Origin of the sequence: Saccharothrix sp. ST-888 (assembly GCF_000955975.1) — a bacterium.
Classification (GTDB): domain Bacteria; phylum Actinomycetota; class Actinomycetes; order Streptomycetales; family Streptomycetaceae; genus Kitasatospora.
This window is the reverse complement of record NZ_JYJF01000053.1, coordinates 1-16311: the sequence shown is the minus strand read 5'-3', so window position 1 is coordinate 16311 and position 16311 is coordinate 1. Positions and strand designations below refer to the sequence as shown.

The 16311-nt window shown below is 72.3% G+C and carries 13 protein-coding genes; 6 read left to right on the top strand and 7 right to left on the bottom strand.

What is annotated here, in order from left to right; translation table 11 throughout:
• The first annotated feature begins 16 nt into the window (after positions 1 to 16).
• From UK12_RS18110 to UK12_RS18100, 3 genes are all read left to right on the top strand, one after another.
• Positions 17 to 865, top strand: a complete 849-nt coding sequence (locus UK12_RS18110) for an SDR family oxidoreductase (protein ID WP_045304060.1) — start codon at positions 17 to 19, stop codon at positions 863 to 865.
• A 143-nt stretch (positions 866 to 1008) separates the two neighbouring features.
• Positions 1009 to 2025 carry an EamA family transporter RarD gene (gene rarD / locus UK12_RS18105; RefSeq protein ID WP_045304059.1) on the top strand — a complete coding sequence of 339 codons (1017 nt, stop codon included), beginning with the start codon at positions 1009 to 1011 and terminating at the stop codon, positions 2023 to 2025.
• Positions 2026 to 2241: 216 nt separating this feature from the next.
• Positions 2242 to 2637, top strand: a complete 396-nt coding sequence (locus UK12_RS18100) for a hypothetical protein (RefSeq protein WP_045304058.1) — start codon at positions 2242 to 2244, stop codon at positions 2635 to 2637.
• Here UK12_RS18100 and UK12_RS18095 read toward each other — a convergent pair.
• From UK12_RS18095 to UK12_RS18085, 3 genes are read right to left on the bottom strand one after another with little or no spacing between them, the layout of a single operon-like run.
• The gene (locus tag UK12_RS18095) at positions 2627 to 3547 is read right to left on the bottom strand and encodes an ABC transporter permease (protein ID WP_045304057.1); all 921 of its coding nucleotides are present in this window, start codon (positions 3545 to 3547) and stop codon (positions 2627 to 2629) included. The two genes, UK12_RS18100 and UK12_RS18095, sit on opposite strands and share 11 nt — an antisense overlap.
• Positions 3534 to 4547, bottom strand: coding sequence for an ABC transporter ATP-binding protein (locus UK12_RS18090; protein ID WP_045304056.1), 1014 nt, complete (start codon positions 4545 to 4547; stop codon positions 3534 to 3536). The genes UK12_RS18095 and UK12_RS18090 overlap by 14 nt, the downstream gene beginning before the upstream one ends.
• Positions 4547 to 5797, bottom strand: a complete 1251-nt coding sequence (locus UK12_RS18085) for a LolA family protein (RefSeq protein ID WP_052681965.1) — start codon at positions 5795 to 5797, stop codon at positions 4547 to 4549. Before UK12_RS18085 ends, UK12_RS18090 begins: the two co-directional genes overlap by 1 nt.
• Positions 5798 to 5969: 172 nt before the next feature.
• On the opposite strand from UK12_RS18085, the gene UK12_RS18080 reads away from it, so the two are divergent.
• Positions 5970 to 8570: a bifunctional FO biosynthesis protein CofGH gene (locus tag UK12_RS18080; RefSeq protein WP_045304054.1), complete on the top strand. Its 2601-nt coding sequence runs from the start codon at positions 5970 to 5972 to the stop codon at positions 8568 to 8570.
• A gap of 72 nt (positions 8571 to 8642) precedes the next feature.
• Here the strand turns inward: UK12_RS18080 and UK12_RS18075 are convergent, their stop codons facing one another.
• Positions 8643 to 9746 (bottom strand): tyrosine-protein phosphatase, encoded by a 1104-nt coding sequence (locus tag UK12_RS18075; RefSeq protein WP_045304053.1) that lies wholly within the window; start codon positions 9744 to 9746, stop codon positions 8643 to 8645.
• 208 nt (positions 9747 to 9954) lie between these two features.
• On the opposite strand from UK12_RS18075, the gene UK12_RS18070 reads away from it, so the two are divergent.
• Complete coding sequence (locus tag UK12_RS18070) at positions 9955 to 11076, top strand: ADP-ribosylglycohydrolase family protein (RefSeq protein WP_045304052.1); 1122 nt, start codon at positions 9955 to 9957, stop codon at positions 11074 to 11076.
• Between the two features lie 67 nt (positions 11077 to 11143).
• On the opposite strand, the gene UK12_RS18065 is transcribed toward UK12_RS18070, so the two are convergent.
• The 3 genes from UK12_RS18065 to UK12_RS18055 all read right to left on the bottom strand — a co-directional run bounded on the left by UK12_RS18065 (position 11144) and on the right by UK12_RS18055 (position 13330).
• On the bottom strand, positions 11144 to 11350 hold the full coding sequence (locus UK12_RS18065; RefSeq protein WP_045304051.1) for a DUF397 domain-containing protein: 207 nt from the start codon (positions 11348 to 11350) through the stop codon (positions 11144 to 11146).
• A complete protein-coding gene (locus tag UK12_RS18060; protein WP_045304050.1) occupies positions 11347 to 12204 on the bottom strand; it encodes a helix-turn-helix domain-containing protein in 858 nt (285 codons plus the stop codon). Before UK12_RS18060 ends, UK12_RS18065 begins: the two co-directional genes overlap by 4 nt.
• A 388-nt stretch (positions 12205 to 12592) precedes the next feature.
• Positions 12593 to 13330: a GOLPH3/VPS74 family protein gene (locus UK12_RS18055; protein WP_045304049.1), complete on the bottom strand. Its 738-nt coding sequence runs from the start codon at positions 13328 to 13330 to the stop codon at positions 12593 to 12595.
• A 324-nt stretch (positions 13331 to 13654) separates the two neighbouring features.
• Here UK12_RS18055 and UK12_RS36695 point away from each other — a divergent pair, with 324 nt between their 5' ends.
• A complete protein-coding gene (locus UK12_RS36695; RefSeq protein ID WP_052681964.1) occupies positions 13655 to 16060 on the top strand; it encodes a serine hydrolase in 2406 nt (801 codons plus the stop codon).
• The last annotated feature ends 251 nt before the right edge of the window (positions 16061 to 16311 follow it).

Sequence of the window (16311 nt, the reverse complement as noted above, 5' to 3'; positions counted from 1 at the left end):
ATCCCAGGGAGCAGAAATGATCGTCGTCACCGGTGCCACCGGACAGCTCGGCCGCCTCGTCGTCGCCGGCCTGTTGGACAGGATCCCGGCAGGCGAGCTGGCGGTGGCCGTCCGCTCCGCCGAGAAGGCCGCCGAGTGGGCCGCGCAGGGCGTGGACGTCCGCGTGGTCGACTACGGCCGGCCCGAGACCCTGGCCGGCGCCTTCGCCGCCGGGGACCGGGTGCTGCTGATCTCCGGCAGCGAGGTCGGCTCGCGGATCCCGCAGCACCGTGCCGTGGTGGACGCGGCCGCTGCGGCCGGGGTCTCCCTGTTCGCCTACACCGGTGTCCTGGGCGGCGACGAGGCCGGGTTCGCGCTGGCCGACGAGCACAAGGCCACCGAGGCGATCATCCGCGAGTCCGGTCTGCCCTTCGTCTTCCTGCGCAACGGCTGGTACACCGAGAACTACACCGCCGACGCGGCCGGCACCGCCGAGCGCGGCGTCGTCCTCGGCAGCAGCCACGACGGCCGGATCGCCACCGCTGCCCGCCGGGACTACGCGGACGCGGCGGTCGCCGTGCTCACCGGCGAGGGCCACGAGATGCGGGTGTACGAGCTGAGCGGCGACGTCGCCTGGAGCTTCTCCGAGTACGCGGCCGAGCTCGCGGCCCGCTCGGGCAAGCCGGTGGTCTACCGGAACGTCACGCCCGAGGAGCACCTGGCCGCGCTCGTCGGCGCCGGGCTCCCCGAGGGCTTCGCCCAGGTCCTGGTCGACGTCGACGCGGGCATCGCCCGGGGCGAACTCGCCCGCAACCAGGGCGACCTGTCCAAGCTGATCGGCCGTCCCACCACCCCGTTCACCGAGACCCTCACCGCCGCGCTCTGACCGCCGAGGCGCCCCGGCGGGTTGCGCCTGACCAGCCCACGAGCAATGTCATGACCAAAATGTGGGAACGGAGATGACAGGCCGCGCCCCCACCCGCTACCGTCGGCGCGGGTACAACCGCGCGCGTGGAGGGCAGGCCGGTCATGGCAGAGGGATCCCAGCAGGAGGCCGGCCGGGGGTTCTGGTTCGGCTTCGCCGCGTACGGAATCTGGGGGACGTTCCCGCTCTTCTGGCCGCTGCTGGAGCCCAGCGGAGCCGCCGAGATCCTCGCCAACCGGATGGCCTGGTCGCTGGTGGCGGTCCTGCTGATCCTGCTGGTGCAGCGCCGCTGGTCCTGGATCCGGCCGCTGCTGGCCCAGCCGCGGAGGCTGGCGCTCTCGGTGGCGGCCGCCGCGCTGATCTCGGTCAACTGGGGTGTCTACATCTGGGGAGTGAACTCCGGGCACGTCGTGGAGACCAGCCTCGGGTACTTCATCAATCCCCTGGTCACCATCGCCTTCGGCGTCCTGGCCCTGCGCGAGCGGCTGCGCTCCGCGCAGTGGGCGGCGGTCGGCATCGGGGCGGCGGCGGTCGTCGTGCTCACCCTGGCCTACGGGCGTCCGCCGTGGATCGCGCTCACCCTGGCACTGACCTTCGCCACGTACGGCCTGCTCAAGAAGCTGGTCGGGCTCGGCGGTCTGGAGAGCTTCGCGGTGGAGAGCGCCGTGATGTTCCCGCTCGCGGCGGCCTACCTCGGGTACCTCACCGTGCAGGGGAAGAGCACCCTCGGACACACCGGGGACGGCTACGGCTGGGGGCACACGGGGCTGCTGATGCTCAGCGGCCTGGTCACCGCGATCCCGCTGCTCTGCTTCGGCGCGGCCGCCCTGCGGGTGCCGCTCACCACGCTCGGACTGCTCCAGTACCTGGCACCGGTGTTCCAGTTCCTGCTCGGGGTGACGGTCTTCCACGAGTCGATGCCCCCGGCCCGCTGGGCGGGCTTCGCGCTGGTCTGGGCGGCGCTCGCGGTGCTCACCTTCGACGCGCTGCGCCAGCTGCGGAGGGCCCGGCAGGCCGCGGTGCCACCGGCCTCCGCGCCCGTCGCGGCCGATCCCGCCCAGGCTCAGGCTGCCGCCCAGGCCCAGGCCGCTGAGCCCCGGGCCGCCGTCCGCAGCAGCTGAGCGCTCGCACGCAGGCCCCGGAACCGGCGCCGGGCGGACCCGTCCGGGGCGCTGTCCGGTGCCGCCCGGGGCGTCACACCCCGTGGTGGCATGGACTCCTCCGTGTGAACACGTCCCTTGGGGTCTCTTCAAGCACGCCCGTCTCCTGCTAACGTCCGGCTACCAACGTCCGGAAGCCGTACCCGTCCCCGCGAAGGGGGAGCAGGAGGGGTTGCGATGGTCCAGCTCACGGGACAGTTCGCCAGGCCGTTCCAGCGTGCCGCACTCGCCGCAGGCAGGACCGTACGGGTGCCAGCCGTACGGCGAGAACTGGATGCGGCCGAGAGTGGCGAGCTGCTGCTCAGCTCCGGCGCGGGCGGCGGCCCGCTGGCCATCCAGTGGCGGCGGCAGGGACGTCCGGCGCTGATCCTGAAGCCGCCCTACCGGCTGGACCGGGTGGAGCTCAGGGGCTCGCACCGGGCCAGGCTCTACGGCCTGACCGCCGGGGTCCGGCTGGTCTGCCCGGACTGGTCGCCGCTCTTCCTGATCTCCCCGGCCCAGCTGCCGCTGCTGGCCTGCGCGGTGGCCGCCTCCCGGGTGGCCAGGGCCACCCGGGTCGCCGTCAGGCCGTGATGTCCCGGCTGGTGAACCGGGCCCAGGCGGCCGAGCCGAAGACCGCGACGTAGAGCGCCTGCAGACCGAGGTTCTGCAGCACGTTGTCCCAGTGCATCGGTTGGCGCAGCAGGTCGCCGAAGCTCAGCCACTGGTGGGTGAAGAGGAACGGCTGGATCGCGTGCAGCTGCGGGAAGGTGTCCAGGATCTGCACCGTGATCACCAGGCCGACGGTGGTCGCCATCGCGGCGATCCCGCTGCCGGTCAGCGTCGAGATGAACAGCCCGATGGCCACCAGGCCGGACAGCGACAGCGCCACCACGCCCGCCACCAGCACGGCGCGCACCACCGCCGCGCCGAGCCCGATGGTGTCGCCGGACAGCAGGGTGACCTCGCCGAGCGGGAAGAGCGCGGCACCCGTCGCGACCGCGGCCACCACCACGGCCATGGTCGCGGCCAGGCAGAACACCAGCCCGGCGGTGAACTTGGCCGCCAGCAGCCTGGTCCGCCCGGCCGGGGCGACCAGCAGATAGCGCAGCGTGCCGGTCGCGGCCTCGCCGGCGATCGAGTCGCCGGCCACCACGCCCACCGTCATCGGCAGGAAGATCGGCAGCGCCAGGGCCAGTGCCGTGAACACCAGGAAGAGGCCGTTCTGCGAGACCTGGGCGATGAAGGCCGGACCCCCGCCGTTCGAGGAGTCGCCGGTCTCGATCCTCACCACCACACCGATCAGCACCGGCAGCACCGCGAGGATGCCGAGCAGCGCGATCGTCCTGGTCCGGCGGAAGGTGAGCCAGAGCTCGCTGCGGAACAGCGCCGCGAAGCCCGCCGCGGTCTGCCTCCTGGGACCCGCGCCGACGGCCGCCGACGCCTCGGTCCGTGAGACCTCGGTCCGTGAGACCTCGGCCGGTGACACCTCAGCCTGCGACATCGAAACCCTCCCCGGTCAGCGCCACGAAGGCGTCCTCCAGCGTGCCGCGCTCCACACCGAAGCCGTGCACCCGCACCCCGGCCGAGACCAGCGCCGCGCAGAGCCTCGGCAGCGACTCCTCGTCGACCGCCGTGGCGAGGCCGTCCAGCCGCGCCTCGTCCGTCCGCAGGTCGGTCACCCGGTGCTGCACCAGCACGTCCCGCGCCGCCGCGACGTCCGGTGTGCGGACCACGAGCCGGCCCTGCGCGCGGCCGGCCAGCTCGGCCACGGTGCCCTGCACCACCAGCCGGCCCTTGGACATCACCGCGGCGTGCGTGCAGACCTGCTCGATCTCGTCCAGCAGGTGCGAGGAGAGAAAGACCGTGGTGCCCTCGGCCGCGACCTCGCGGACCAGTGCGCGGATCTCCCGCATGCCCTGCGGGTCCAGGCCGTTGGTCGGCTCGTCCAGCACCAGCAGCTCGCGCGGCTGAAGCAGGGCCGAGGCCAGGCCGAGGCGCTGCTTCATGCCGAGCGAGTACGCCCGCGCCTTCTTGCCCGCCGCCGCCGTCAGGCCGACCCGGTCCAGCGCCTCGGTGACCCGGCGCGCCCGGGTACGCGGGTCGGAGGTCGGATCGGCCGCGTCGAACCGGGCCAGGTTGTCCCGCCCGGACAGGAAGCCGTACAGGGCCGGGCCCTCGATCAGCGCACCGACCCGGGGGAGCACCGCGCCCACCGACTGCGGCATCGGGGCGCCGAGCACCGTGGCGACACCGGAGGAGGGGGCGATCAGGCCCATCAGCATCCGGATGGTCGTCGTCTTGCCGGAGCCGTTCGGCCCGAGGAAGCCGAAGACGCTGCCCCGGGGCACCGTCAGATCCAGCCCGTCCACCGCCAGCTGGCCGCCCTGGAAGCGCTTGGTCAGCCCGCTGGTGCGGATCACGTCGTCCGGAGCGGCGGCGGGGGTCGGGCCGACAGCGGCGACCCGACCCCGTGCCTGCTCCGTGTGGGGAGCAGTCGTCACTACTTCACCCCGGCGGCGCTCTGCAGCACCGGCAGGGTCACGGCACCGGCGAAGACCCGGCCGTCGTCGGTGACCAGCACGTTCAGCACCTTGGTGCTGATCAGCGAGCCGCCGTTGACCGGCTTGCCGAACGACTTGGCGAGGGCCGCCGGATCCTGCGGGAAGGAGGCCCGGGAGTGCTTGCCGCCGGGGACGGCGGTGCCGTCCGACGTCGGGGCCGGTGCGCTGGGCAGCTTGGCGCTCAGCACCGACGTCCAGCCCGCACCGACGACGTCGACGCCGTCCGCCCCGGTCTTCGCGCCGCTCTGCGGGCCGGTCTTCGGGCCGGCCTGCGGCGCGGCGCCGGACGGGCGGTGCTGCTCGGCCGCGTCGGCCGCCGGGCGCTCCGTCACCTTCGCGCCCTTCGGGGCCTTGAAGTCGAAGGTCTTGGCGTCGGGCTTGGCGAAGGACACCGAGCTGAAGTGCACGTCCAGCACCTTGCCGCCGTCCACCGACTTCACCAGCACCGCGAGCGGCACACCGTTGTCGGCGTCGACCGAGATCCGCACCTCACCGATGGTGGAGCCGGACTGCTTGGGCTTCACGCTCAGCTGGTACGCCTTCTGCCCGGCCACCGTCGCCGTGCCGTCCACCGTGACCGAGGTGGTCGCGGCGCTCTGGCCCAGGAACAGTTTCGCCGCCTCCTGCGGGGTGGTCGGGGCACCGGTGAGCGGAGTCCCGGGGTGCTGTGCCGGACCGTGCTGCGCCGCGCCGGGCCGGCCCGCGCCGTTCGGGGCCGTCAGGTGCAGCGCCTGGTTGGTGGTGCTGTCCCAGGCCCAGACCTGGTCGCCGTTGTGCACCAGCTCGTAGCCGGCCAGGTTCTCGATCAGGCCGACCCGCTGGCGGTCCGGACCGTCCACCGCGACCTGCAGGGTGTGCTCGCCGCCGAGCAGCTCGGTCAGCTTGGCCGTCGGGTCGGCGCCGCCGTGCCCGCCGCCGCCCAGGGCCCCGTTGGCCATGCCCAGCAGCTGCGTGGGCACGCCGAGGTCCGCCGACACCTGCACCGTGCCCGACAGCGACTGGGTGTCGGACCCGAGAGCCTTCGCCACCAGCTGCTCCGCCGTCAGCGACGGCAGGCTCGGCCCGGAGTCGCTCGCCAGCGCGGGCACCAGTCCGATCCCCGTCGCCGCGGCTGCTATCACGCCGACCGGAACCAGCGCACGCACCGCGGTCCGGCGACGCGGCCGGTGCGCGTAACCCTGCTCCACCATGTCCAACCCCTCCGTAGCCCTCATCTGTTCTGCTCTCCATTAGAGACCTCGACGGGTGCCCGGGGCATCGCTCTGGAGGGCCAGATCCGTGTACATCCTCCGGTGCAAGCGACCCTGAGTCCTTATCAGGGTCGCATCCGCCGAACGGAGGAAAGCTGGGTATCGTCGCCTCATGGCTGCAACCGACGCCCCGCACTCCTCACCGACCGTCACTTCGATGCGCCGCGCGCTGCGGCGCGCCCGGGACGGTGTCGCCCTGGACGTCGCCGAGGCGGCGGTGCTGCTCCAGGCCCGTGGCGAGGACCTGCACGCACTCTGTTCCACCGCGGCCCGGGTCCGGGACGCGGGGCTGGCCGAGGCCGGCCGGCCCGGGACCATCACGTACTCCAAGAGCGTCTTCATCCCGCTCACCCGGCTCTGCCGGGACCGGTGCCACTACTGCACCTTCGTCACCGTGCCCGGCAAGCTGCGCAAGTCGGGGCACGGGATGTACCTGTCGCCCGACGAGGTGCTGGACATCGCCCGCAAGGGCGCGGCGCTGGGCTGCAAGGAGGCCCTGTTCACACTGGGCGACCGCCCGGAGGACCGCTGGCCCGAGGCCCGGGAGTGGCTGGACGCGCACGGCTACGACGACACCCAGTCGTACCTGCGGGCGATGTCGATCCGGGTGCTGGAGGAGACCGGACTGCTGCCGCACCTCAACCCCGGGGTGGTGACCTGGACCGAGTTCCAGCGGCTCAAGCCGGTCGCGGCGTCGATGGGCATGATGCTGGAGACCACCGCCACCCGGCTCTGGTCGGAGCCCGGCGGCCCGCACCACGGCTCGCCGGACAAGGAGCCGGCCGTCCGGCTGCGGGTGCTCGAGGACGCCGGCCGCAGCTCGGTCCCGTTCACCACCGGTGTGCTGATCGGCATCGGCGAGACGTACGAGGAGCGGGCGGACGCGCTGTTCGCGATCCGCCGGATCGCCCGGCAGTACCACGGCATCCAGGAAGTGATCATCCAGAACTTCCGGGCCAAGCCGGACACCGCGATGCGGGCGATGCCCGACGCCGAGCTGGAGGAGCTGGCCGCGGTCATCGCCGTCACCCGCCTGGTCCTCGGCCCATCCGCGCGCATCCAGGCGCCGCCGAACCTGGTGGACAGCGAATACGAGCTGATCATCGGCGCGGGCATCGACGACTGGGGCGGGGTGTCGCCGCTGACGCCGGACCACGTCAACCCGGAGCGGCCCTGGCCGCACATCGAGGAACTGGCCCGCCGCACCGCCGCGCAGGGCTTCGAGCTGCGCGAGCGGCTCGCCGTCCACCCCGAGTATGTGGTGCACGGCGAACCCTGGCTGGACCCGCGGATCCTGCCGCACATCACGGCGCTCGCCGACCTGGAGACCGGCCTGGCCCGCCCGGACGTCAACCCGGTCGGCCTGCCCTGGCAGGAGCCCGAGGACCTGCCCGCCTCCGCCGGCCGTACCGACCTGCACCGCACCATCGACACCGAGGGCCGCACCGGGGACCGCCGGGCGGACTTCGAGGACGTCTACGGCGACTGGCAGGCACTGCGCGAGCAGGTCGCCGCAACGCCCGTGGAGCGGCTGAGCGGTGACGTGCGGGAGGCGCTGGCGGTCGCCGCCGACGACCCGACCCGGCTCACCGACGAGCAGGCGCTGGCGCTCTTCCAGGCCGAGGGGCCCGCCCTGGACGCGCTCTGCCGGATCGCCGACGACCTGCGCCGCTCGGTGGTGGGCGAGGAGGTCACCTACTGCGTCACCCGGAACATCAACTTCACCAACGTCTGCTACACCGGCTGCCGGTTCTGCGCCTTCGCGCAGCGCCGTACCGACGCCGACGCGTACACCCTCTCGCTGGAGCAGGTCGCCGACCGGGCCGAGCAGGCGTGGGAGGTCGGGGCGACCGAGGTCTGCATGCAGGGCGGTATCCACCCCGACCTGCCGGGCACCGCGTACTTCGACATCGCGCGGGCGGTGAAGGAGCGGGTGCCGGGCATCCATGTGCACGCCTTCTCGCCGATGGAGGTCGTCAACGGGGCCAGCAGGACCGGGCTCTCGATCCGCGACTGGCTCCAGCAGGCCAAGGAGGCCGGCCTGGACTCCATCCCCGGCACGGCCGCCGAGATCCTCGACGACGAGGTCCGCTGGGTGCTCACCAAGGGCAAGCTGCCCGCTGCCACCTGGGTCGAGGTGGTCGGCACCGCCCACGAGCTGGGCATCCGCTCGTCCTCCACGATGATGTACGGGCACGTGGACACCCCCAAGCACTGGCTGGGCCACCTGCGGCTGCTCGCCGGGATGCAGCAGCGCTCCCTCCAGGCAGGCGGCACGGGCGGGTTCACCGAGTTCGTCACCCTGCCGTTCATCCACACCAACGCGCCGGTCTACCTGGCGGGCATCGCCCGGCCCGGCCCGACGATGCGGGACAACCGCGCGGTGACGGCGATGGCCCGGCTGCTGCTGCACCCGTACATCCCCAACATCCAGACCAGTTGGGTGAAGCTGGGGGCGGAGGGCGCCGCGGAGATGCTGCGCTCCGGGGCCAACGACCTCGGCGGCACGCTGATGGAGGAGACCATCTCCCGGATGGCCGGTTCCGCGTACGGCAGTTACCAGTCCATCCGCGACCTGGAGGCCATCGCCGAGGCCGTCGGCCGCCCCTCCCGCCAGCGCACCACCACCTACGGCGAGGTCCCCGCCGAACGCCGTGCCGCCGCCCTGGCCTCCGACGGCCACCTGCCGGAGCTGCTCCCGGTCCTGGACTGAACCCTCGGGGGCTGCACAGGGACCGCGCGCCCCTGAGCAGTCCCCGGCGGTGGCCGTCCGGGTCGGCCGGGGCTAGCCGGCCAGCAGGTCGTGCCGCAGGTCGCGGAGCGTGCGCCGGTCCAGGCCGAGGCCGTCCTTCAGGTAGCTGTCGAAGGCGCCGAACTCGCTCTGCACCTCGTCGAAACCGGCGTTCAGGTACTCCGGGCAGACGTCCAGCAGCGGCTTGTAGACGGCCTGGTAGGCGGGCGGCAGCTTGGCCAGGGTGGCGGCGTTGGCGGCGGCCCGGTACGTGTTGCTGGCGAGGTAGTCGTCCTCCACGGTCCCGCGCGGGACGCCGAGGGCGGTGAGCAGGGCGGCGCCCGCCCAGCCGGTACGGTCCTTGCCCGCCGTGCAGTGGAAGAGCACCGCACCGCGGCCGTCGGCGGCGGAGAGCACCGCGTGGTAGGCGGACTTGGCGCTGTCGGCGGAGACCATGGTGCGCTCGGCGTCGGTCATCGCCTTGACGGCGGCCTCGGGGGTGGTGACGTTGAAGGCGCCGGTGTCGGCGGTGCCGAGCACGTTGGCGGCGACCTCGGTGGCGCCGGCCGGGACGCGGTCGGGGGCGGCGGTGCGCTCGCCGGGCGTGCGCAGGTCGAAGATCTGCCGGATGCCGAGGCGCTGGAGCTCGGCGAGGTCGGCGTCGGTGAGCCTGCTCAGGTCGTCCGAGCGGTAGACCCCGCCCATCTTGACCCAGTGGCCGTCGGTGGTGCGGTAGCCGCCCGCGTCACGGAAGTTGGGGGCCGAGGCGAGGTGCAGCGAGCGGTCGGCGACGGTGAGCGACTCGCCGCGGTCGGGGACCAGCTCGAAGTACCAGCGGTCGGCGGCGGCCAGACCGGAGACGGTCACGGTGGCGGAGCCGCCCGCGTGGGCGATCGCGGCGCGGTGGCTGATGCGGTCGCGGTCGGTGCCCGTGTAGACGGTGACCCGGCGGGTGCCGGGGCTGGTCCAGCCGATGGTGAAGCTGCCGTCGGCCTGCTGGGTGACGGTCGCTGCGGTGAACGGGATCCGGGAGGTCTGCTGCCGGTCCGCGTGGCCGGGGGCGTCCGCGAGGGCGGGGGAGGCGGTCGCGGTGCCGCCGAGGGCGAGTGCGCCGGTGAGGGCCAGCGCGGCCGCGGCGCGGGTGCGGGTGGAAGTCATGCGCCGGACCGTACGAAGGCGGAGGTGGTGGCCAGTGGCCCTCCGATGGCGCGGCGGCAACAATTTGTTGACGAGCCGGTGTTCGTGCCGACAGGCTGAATCGATGCTGTATTCGACTACAGTGCGGGGGCGCTTGAGGCTGTCTCAGGTGTACGGATCCTCCATCCCGGGCCCCGCGGCCCGGACGGCCGACGAAAGGTGCCGACCCGTGTTGCCACTGTGGTCACGCGCGCAGCAACAGGACTTCCGCAGCCGCGTACGGGGCTGCCTGCTGGGCGGGGCGATCGGTGACGCGCTCGGCGCGGGTGTCGAGTTCGACTCGCTGGAGAAGATCCGCGCCGTCCACGGACCGGAGGGCGTGACCGGGTACGTGCCCGCGTACGGGCGGCGCGGGGCGGTCACCGACGACACCCAGATGGTGCTCTTCACCCTGGACGGCCTGATCCGGGCGCACGTCAGCCGCGACGGCGGCTCCTGGCACCCGCCCACCGACGTCCACCGCGCCTACCTGCGCTGGGCGGCCACCCAGAGCGCCTGGGGCCCGGACGAGCGCAACCCCGGCCTCGGCTGGCTGGGCCGCCAGGAGTGGCTGTACGCCCAACGGGCCCCGGGCCAGGCCTGCCTGAGCGGTCTGACCGGTCCCGACGCCGAGCGGCTCGGCACCGTGGAGGCCCCGCGCAACCCGCACTCCAAGGGCTGCGGCACGGTGATGCGCGCCGCGCCGTTCGGCCTGCTGGTGGCCTGGGAGCCCGGACTCGTCTTCCAGCTGGCGGTGGAGTGCTCGGTGCTCACGCACGGCCACCCCACCAGCTACCTCTCCGCCGGGGCGCTCGCGGTGATCGTCCACACCGCGGCCCGCGGCGGCACCCTGGAGGAGGGCGTGCACCTGGCGCTGGCCCTGCTCTCCGAGCGCCCGGCGCACGAGGAGACCACCGCCGCCCTGCGCGGCGCACTGGACGCGGTACGCGCCGGGGAGCCCTCCGCACAGCGGGTGGAGTCGCTGGGCGAGGGCTGGGTGGCCGAGGAGGCGCTGGCGATCGGGCTCTACTGCGCCCTGGTGGCACACGACCTCAAGTCCGGACTGCTGCTGGCGGTCAACCACTCCGGTGACAGCGACTCCACCGGGGCGATCTGCGGCAACCTGCTCGGTGTCCTGCACGGGGAGAGCGCCCTGCCGCCCGCGCTGCTGGCGGAGCTGGAGGGCAGGGGGACGATCCTGGAGCTGGCCGACGACTTCGTCCTGGAGCTGCTGCACGGCACCGAGCTGCACGGCCCCGAACTGCCGCCTGCCGAACGGGCGGTGTGGACCGAGCGGTACCCGGCGGCCTGACCGCGGGCGGACGCCGCGGTGCCCGCCGCGAGCGGACGCGACGGGCACCGAAAGACCGGGGAAGGGATCAGACCTCGCCGAACACGCCGGAACCCGCGGCGGTGGCGAAGGCGGCCCAGGCCTCCTTGGAGAAGTGCAGCTGCGGGCCCTCGGGATCCTTGGAGTCACGAACGGCGATGCTCGCGCCGGATGGCACGGCGATCTCGATGCAGGCGCCGTTGCCACCGCTGTGGCTGCTCTTGCGCCAGGTCAGGCTGCTCATCGTCTTGGTCATTTCTTGAACCCCTCTGCATAGTGCTGAATCAGGGACCGGCTGTCCGCCACGCTGAGCGCTGCTGCCCGCAGGTGGTCGTAGAGATTGGTATAGCGGCGTACGTCGGCGTCCTTCTCCAGGTAGAGATCGCTCGTCACTCCTTCGAAGTAGACGACTGTGGAATCCGCTGACTCCGGGAACTCCAGCAGGGAGAATGTCCCGGTCATGCCGGGGTGCGCGCCGTGCTGGAACGGGATCACCTGGAGGTTGATGTTCGGCCGCTCGCTCAGCAGGAGCAGCTGGAAGAGCTGATCCGACATCACCTCGCGGCTGCCCACCTCCCGGCAGAGCACGGCTTCGTCTATCACCACCCAGAGGCTGGCGAGCTGGTTCTCCCCGTATATCCGGCTCTGCCGCTTCAGGCGGACGTCCACCCGGCGCTTGACCGCAGCGGTGTCGGTGTCGGGCTGGGTGCCCTCGACCACCGCCTCGGCGTACTCGCGGGTCTGCAGCAGGCCCGGCACGAAGGAGGACTCGTACGCCCGGATCGAGGAGGCCTCGGCCTCAAGTCCGATGTACACGCTGTAGGGGATGTCCCCGAACTCGTGCCACCAGCCGCGCTGCCGGGACTCCCTGGCCATCTCCATCAGTCCGGCCCGGATCCGTTCGTCGGACACCTCGTACACGTCGCAGAGGTCGCGGACGTCGCGCTGGCTGATGCTCCGCCGGCCGTTCTCCAGTCGACTGATCTTGGACTGGGAGACCATCAGGCGGCCGGCCACCTCCTCGGCCGTCATGCCCTTCAGCTCGCGCAGGCGCCGGAGTTCGGCGCCGAGCCGTCGTCGGCGAACTGTGGGATTGATGCTGGCGGACACATCGACCTCCGGCCGGGCCTCTGGCACGCCCGAGAACGGCGCACCTCGGAACACTGTGGAAATTGGTACCAACCCCCCTGACTTGGAGCAGCATGTCATCTCGGCTCAGGTCGGCGCCGGGGATTCACGGGAGCGCACTAGAGCAGATCATCGGAAAAACGCTCAATCGGGATCGTCCCTCTTGCGCCCGGCGCGCCGAACCGATAACGGCGGATCGGTCGCCGGGAGCGCCGCTGTGCCGGGGCCACGCCACAGTGCCGGAAGCGCGGCGGGGCCCGGACGGCCCGCCACTGCGTGGAGAAAGGCGAGAGGGCGGCCCGCCCGGCAGTCGAGTGCCGGGCGGACCGCCCCTCACGTGCGTGATCATCTCGCTAACGGCGCGCGCCGTTCATCGCGCGCCCACCTGCGCCGTGACGCCCCGGCCGCCTGCCGCGGTCCGCGTCACCGCCGGTCGCCCGGGGGCCGTGCCCCGTCCGTTCGCCGTATTGCGGTTCGCCTGGGCCGGCAGGCCGTTCTGTACGTCCATCACGGCGTGCGCGACCATCCCGCCGAGCGGGTCGTAGCGGATCAGGTCGCGCAGGCGTGACCTTGAGGACCTTCCCTCGTTGCCCGGGTAGAGGTGCTTCCCCAGACCGACGGCGTGCGCCAGCGCGGCCAGTGCGGCCGTCCTGGGGTCCGGCGGCACGCCGGTGCGGATGGCGGTGTCCAGACGCTGCTTGATGGCGGCGTTCATACAGTCGTCCGACGCCTGATAGCGCGTCGTCGGCAGCACGCCGCACACCTGGCCGGGCACAGCCGTGACCATGCCGCACCGTTCCAGGTGCGCCAGGTACGTCTGACGGAGCCCCAGCCGGGGCCCGCCTATCCAGTGCGCGGCCCGCACCGGACTGCCGCGACGGCGCAGCAGCTCCAGCGCGTGGTCCAGGGTGGGGTCGCCGGTCGGCCGTGGCAGCACCACGGCGATCCGGTCCCCGTCCGGGACTATCCTTCCGGCCAGGGACAGCTCGACGAGCTGTGCCCCGGCGAGTCCGAGGTCAAGGGTCTGCGGCTGCGCCGTGGTACCCGTGGTCGGGTCCAAGGCGAGCAGCAGGAGTTCCTCGGGAATTGTTCTGCGGCTCTTGCCCATCCAAGCCTCCCCGCGTGGATGAATGACAGAGTGACGCCTCTCACAGTGGCTTGTCGAGTACGCCTCCGAATCGTGACCTTGGGCGCGCAGGCGGGAACCGGCCACCACAGGCCCCGCGTCTGACACTCGGACTGGTCGCAGACGGGCCTGACGGGGAGAATAACGGCCGGTCGGGCGGGGTGCGGCGGTCAAAGCGGCCACCAGTGGCGGAGACTGTACAGCTACAGAGGCGCGGCGAGAAGCCGTAGTAAATCAGGTCGGCCCGCTGACGGGTCGGCACGGGCTCGGGCGGCGGCGGCCGGGCGGACGAGGAGGATGGGTTACGTGGGCGAGTTCCCCGACAAGGTGCGCAGCGACGGGGAAGCGGAGGCGTCCGCAGCCGAGCGGCCGGTCGAGCAGACCGGTGCCGAGGCCGACGCCGGGTCCGGGAGCACGGCCGACGCCAAGGCCGGGACCGGCGGCGGTGCCGGCGCTGGTGCCAGTGCCGGGACCGGTGCCAAGAGTGCTGCCAAGGCCGATGTTGGGACCGGTGCCAAGAGTGCTGCCAAGGCCGATGTCGGGACCGGTGCCAAGAGTGCTGCCAAGGCCGATGCCGGGACCAGTGCCAAGACTGCCGCCAGGACCGAGGACGAGGCCGAGGACGAGGCCGACGGCGACTCCGGTTCCGAAGCCGGGGCCGAGACCGGCCGGGGCGGTGCGACGGTTCAGCTGAGCGTCCGTGATGTGGACAGCAAGACCACCATGCTCCGCATGCCGGTGGACAACCGCACCACGGCGCTCCGGCTCCCGGACGACTTCCTGGAGAGCGTGTCGAAGGCCGCGAAGTCCTCGGAGACTGCGGTGAAGAGCGAGGACGGTGCCGTCGGCGGCAAGCCTCCGGCCGCCGGGATCGCCGACGCGGCGGACAGCACCGAGTCCGCCGACGCCCCTGCGGAGTCGACCGCCAAGGAGGCCGGGGCCGATCCGCGTCTCGCCATGCAGGACGGCCGAGCGGCGGGCGCAGTGGCGCTGAAGGAACTCCCGGCCGCGCAGGACCCGAAGACCTCCCGGAGCCCGAAGGGCGCCGAGGACAGCGGCGAGGAGTCCGCCGAGAGCGGGAAGCCGGCGGAGTCCACCAAGACCTCCAAGGCCCCCGAGACCTCCAAGACTTCCGCTGAGGCCGCCACCGGGACCTCCGCCAAGCCCGGGGCCGGGACCGTACCCGAGCCCGCGCCCGAGCCGGCCCCGCGCCCCGAGCCCTCGCCGATCCCGGAGCCCACTCCGGAGCCCGAGCCCACCCCCGAGCCCGAGCCCACCCCCGAGCCGGAGCCGGAGCCGGAGCCCCGGCCGACCCCGGCCCCCCGGCCGGTGCCGGTACCGCCGACCCCCACCCCGGCGCCCAGGCCGCTGCCGCTGCCCGACCCTGCTCCGGTGCCGGCGCCCGCCCCGCTGCCGGGCCCGCCGCCGCTGCCCACGCCGGAGACCACCTCCGAGGCGATGGAGGTGCTGGCCGCGCTCAGCCGTCGTCCGATGACGCCGTTCCGCACGGCGGTCAAGCGGATCACCATCTGGTCGGTGTTCCTGGCCGTGGTGCTCGGTGTGCTCGTGGTCGGTCAGCTGCTCCGTCCGCTGCCGGACCCCAAGACCAAGCTGTCCCTTGCCAGTTCGTTCACCTTCAACGGTGACAAGCTCGACATCCCCTGGCCGACCAAGGGCCAGGCCACCGCCGAGGTGGTCGGCGTGGGCAGCCTCGGCAGCGTGGGCGACGAGACCCCGCAGCCGATCGCCAGTGTCACCAAGGTGATGAACGCGTTCATCATCCTGCGCGACCACCCGCTGAAGAAGGGCGAGACCGGCCCCACGCTCACCGTTGACAAGCAGGCCGCCTCGGAGTCCAGCGACGCCGACCAGTCCCGGGTCACCCTGACCGAGGGGCAGAAGCTGAGCCAGTACGAGGCGCTGGAGATGCTGATGCTCCCGTCGGCCAACAACGTGGCCCGGCTGCTGGCCCGTTGGGACGCCGGCACCGAGGAGGCGTTCGTCAAGAAGATGAACGACCAGGCCGCCAAGCTCGGCATGACCAACACCAGCTACGCCGACCCGGCCGGCTACGACAACAACACCAAGAGCACCGCCAAGGACCAGCTGAAGCTGGCCGAGCAGGTCATGCAGAACGAGGTCTTCCAGCGGGTCGTCGCCACCCCGGACACCGTCTTCAACAATCAGCGGATCTACAACACCAACTACCTGCTCTCCCCGAAGAACGGCGTGATCGGCGTCAAGACCGGCTCCAGCACCGCGGCCAAGTCCTGCCTGATGTGGGCGGCCGTCAAGGAGATCGGCGGTACCAGGCGGATGATCCTCGGTGTCACGCTCAACCAGCCGGTGACGGCCACCGACGATGTCCTGAGGGCCGCCCAGACGGTCAGTCAGAAGATCATCACCTCTGCCCAGAACGGCCTCACCGGCCAGACCCTCGCCAAGCAGGGCGACGTGGTCGGTTACGTGGACGACGGTCTCGGCGGCAAGGCCGCGGTCGTGGCGTCCAAGGACCTCACGGTGGCCGGCTGGTCCGGCGTCACCGCCAAGGTCAACCTGGACTCGGTCAAGCTCGGCCACAGTGCCAAGGCCGGCACCCAGGTCGGCACCGTCTCCGCCGGTGAGGGCGACGGCAAGGTGGAGGTCCCGGTGACCCTGCAGTCCGACTTCAACCCGCCGTCGATCGTGTCGCGACTGCTGCGTCTGCTCTGACCCGAGGTGATGGCGGAGGGCCCGCGGAGATCCTGAGCGGTCCCGAGAAAACCCGAGTGGGGGCAGGCGCCCGGCGCCTGCCCCCACTTCGCTTGCCAGGAACGGCTGTTGGGTCGATTTCTCCGAAGCCGATTCACTCGAACGGGTCGGTGGCGGCTGTTACTTCTTCTTTCCGGTGAGTTGCTGGAAGCGGGTTTCGATGCCCCAGGCGGTGACGCGCAGGAGTGCCTCGAGGACGATGTTGCGGCTCA

Coding starts and splice junctions, on each gene's coding strand:
- UK12_RS18110 (WP_045304060.1), top strand. CDS start 17: ATGATCGTCGTCACCGGTGCCACCGGACAGCTCGGCCGCCTCGTCGTC.
- rarD (WP_045304059.1), top strand. CDS start 1,009: ATGGCAGAGGGATCCCAGCAGGAGGCCGGCCGGGGGTTCTGGTTCGGC.
- UK12_RS18100 (WP_045304058.1), top strand. CDS start 2,242: ATGGTCCAGCTCACGGGACAGTTCGCCAGGCCGTTCCAGCGTGCCGCA.
- UK12_RS18095 (WP_045304057.1), bottom strand. CDS start 3,547: ATGTCGCAGGCTGAGGTGTCACCGGCCGAGGTCTCACGGACCGAGGTC.
- UK12_RS18085 (WP_052681965.1), bottom strand. CDS start 5,797: ATGGTGGAGCAGGGTTACGCGCACCGGCCGCGTCGCCGGACCGCGGTG.
- UK12_RS18080 (WP_045304054.1), top strand. CDS start 5,970: ATGGCTGCAACCGACGCCCCGCACTCCTCACCGACCGTCACTTCGATG.
- UK12_RS18075 (WP_045304053.1), bottom strand. CDS start 9,746: ATGACTTCCACCCGCACCCGCGCCGCGGCCGCGCTGGCCCTCACCGGC.
- UK12_RS18065 (WP_045304051.1), bottom strand. CDS start 11,350: ATGACCAAGACGATGAGCAGCCTGACCTGGCGCAAGAGCAGCCACAGC.
- UK12_RS18055 (WP_045304049.1), bottom strand. CDS start 13,330: ATGGGCAAGAGCCGCAGAACAATTCCCGAGGAACTCCTGCTGCTCGCC.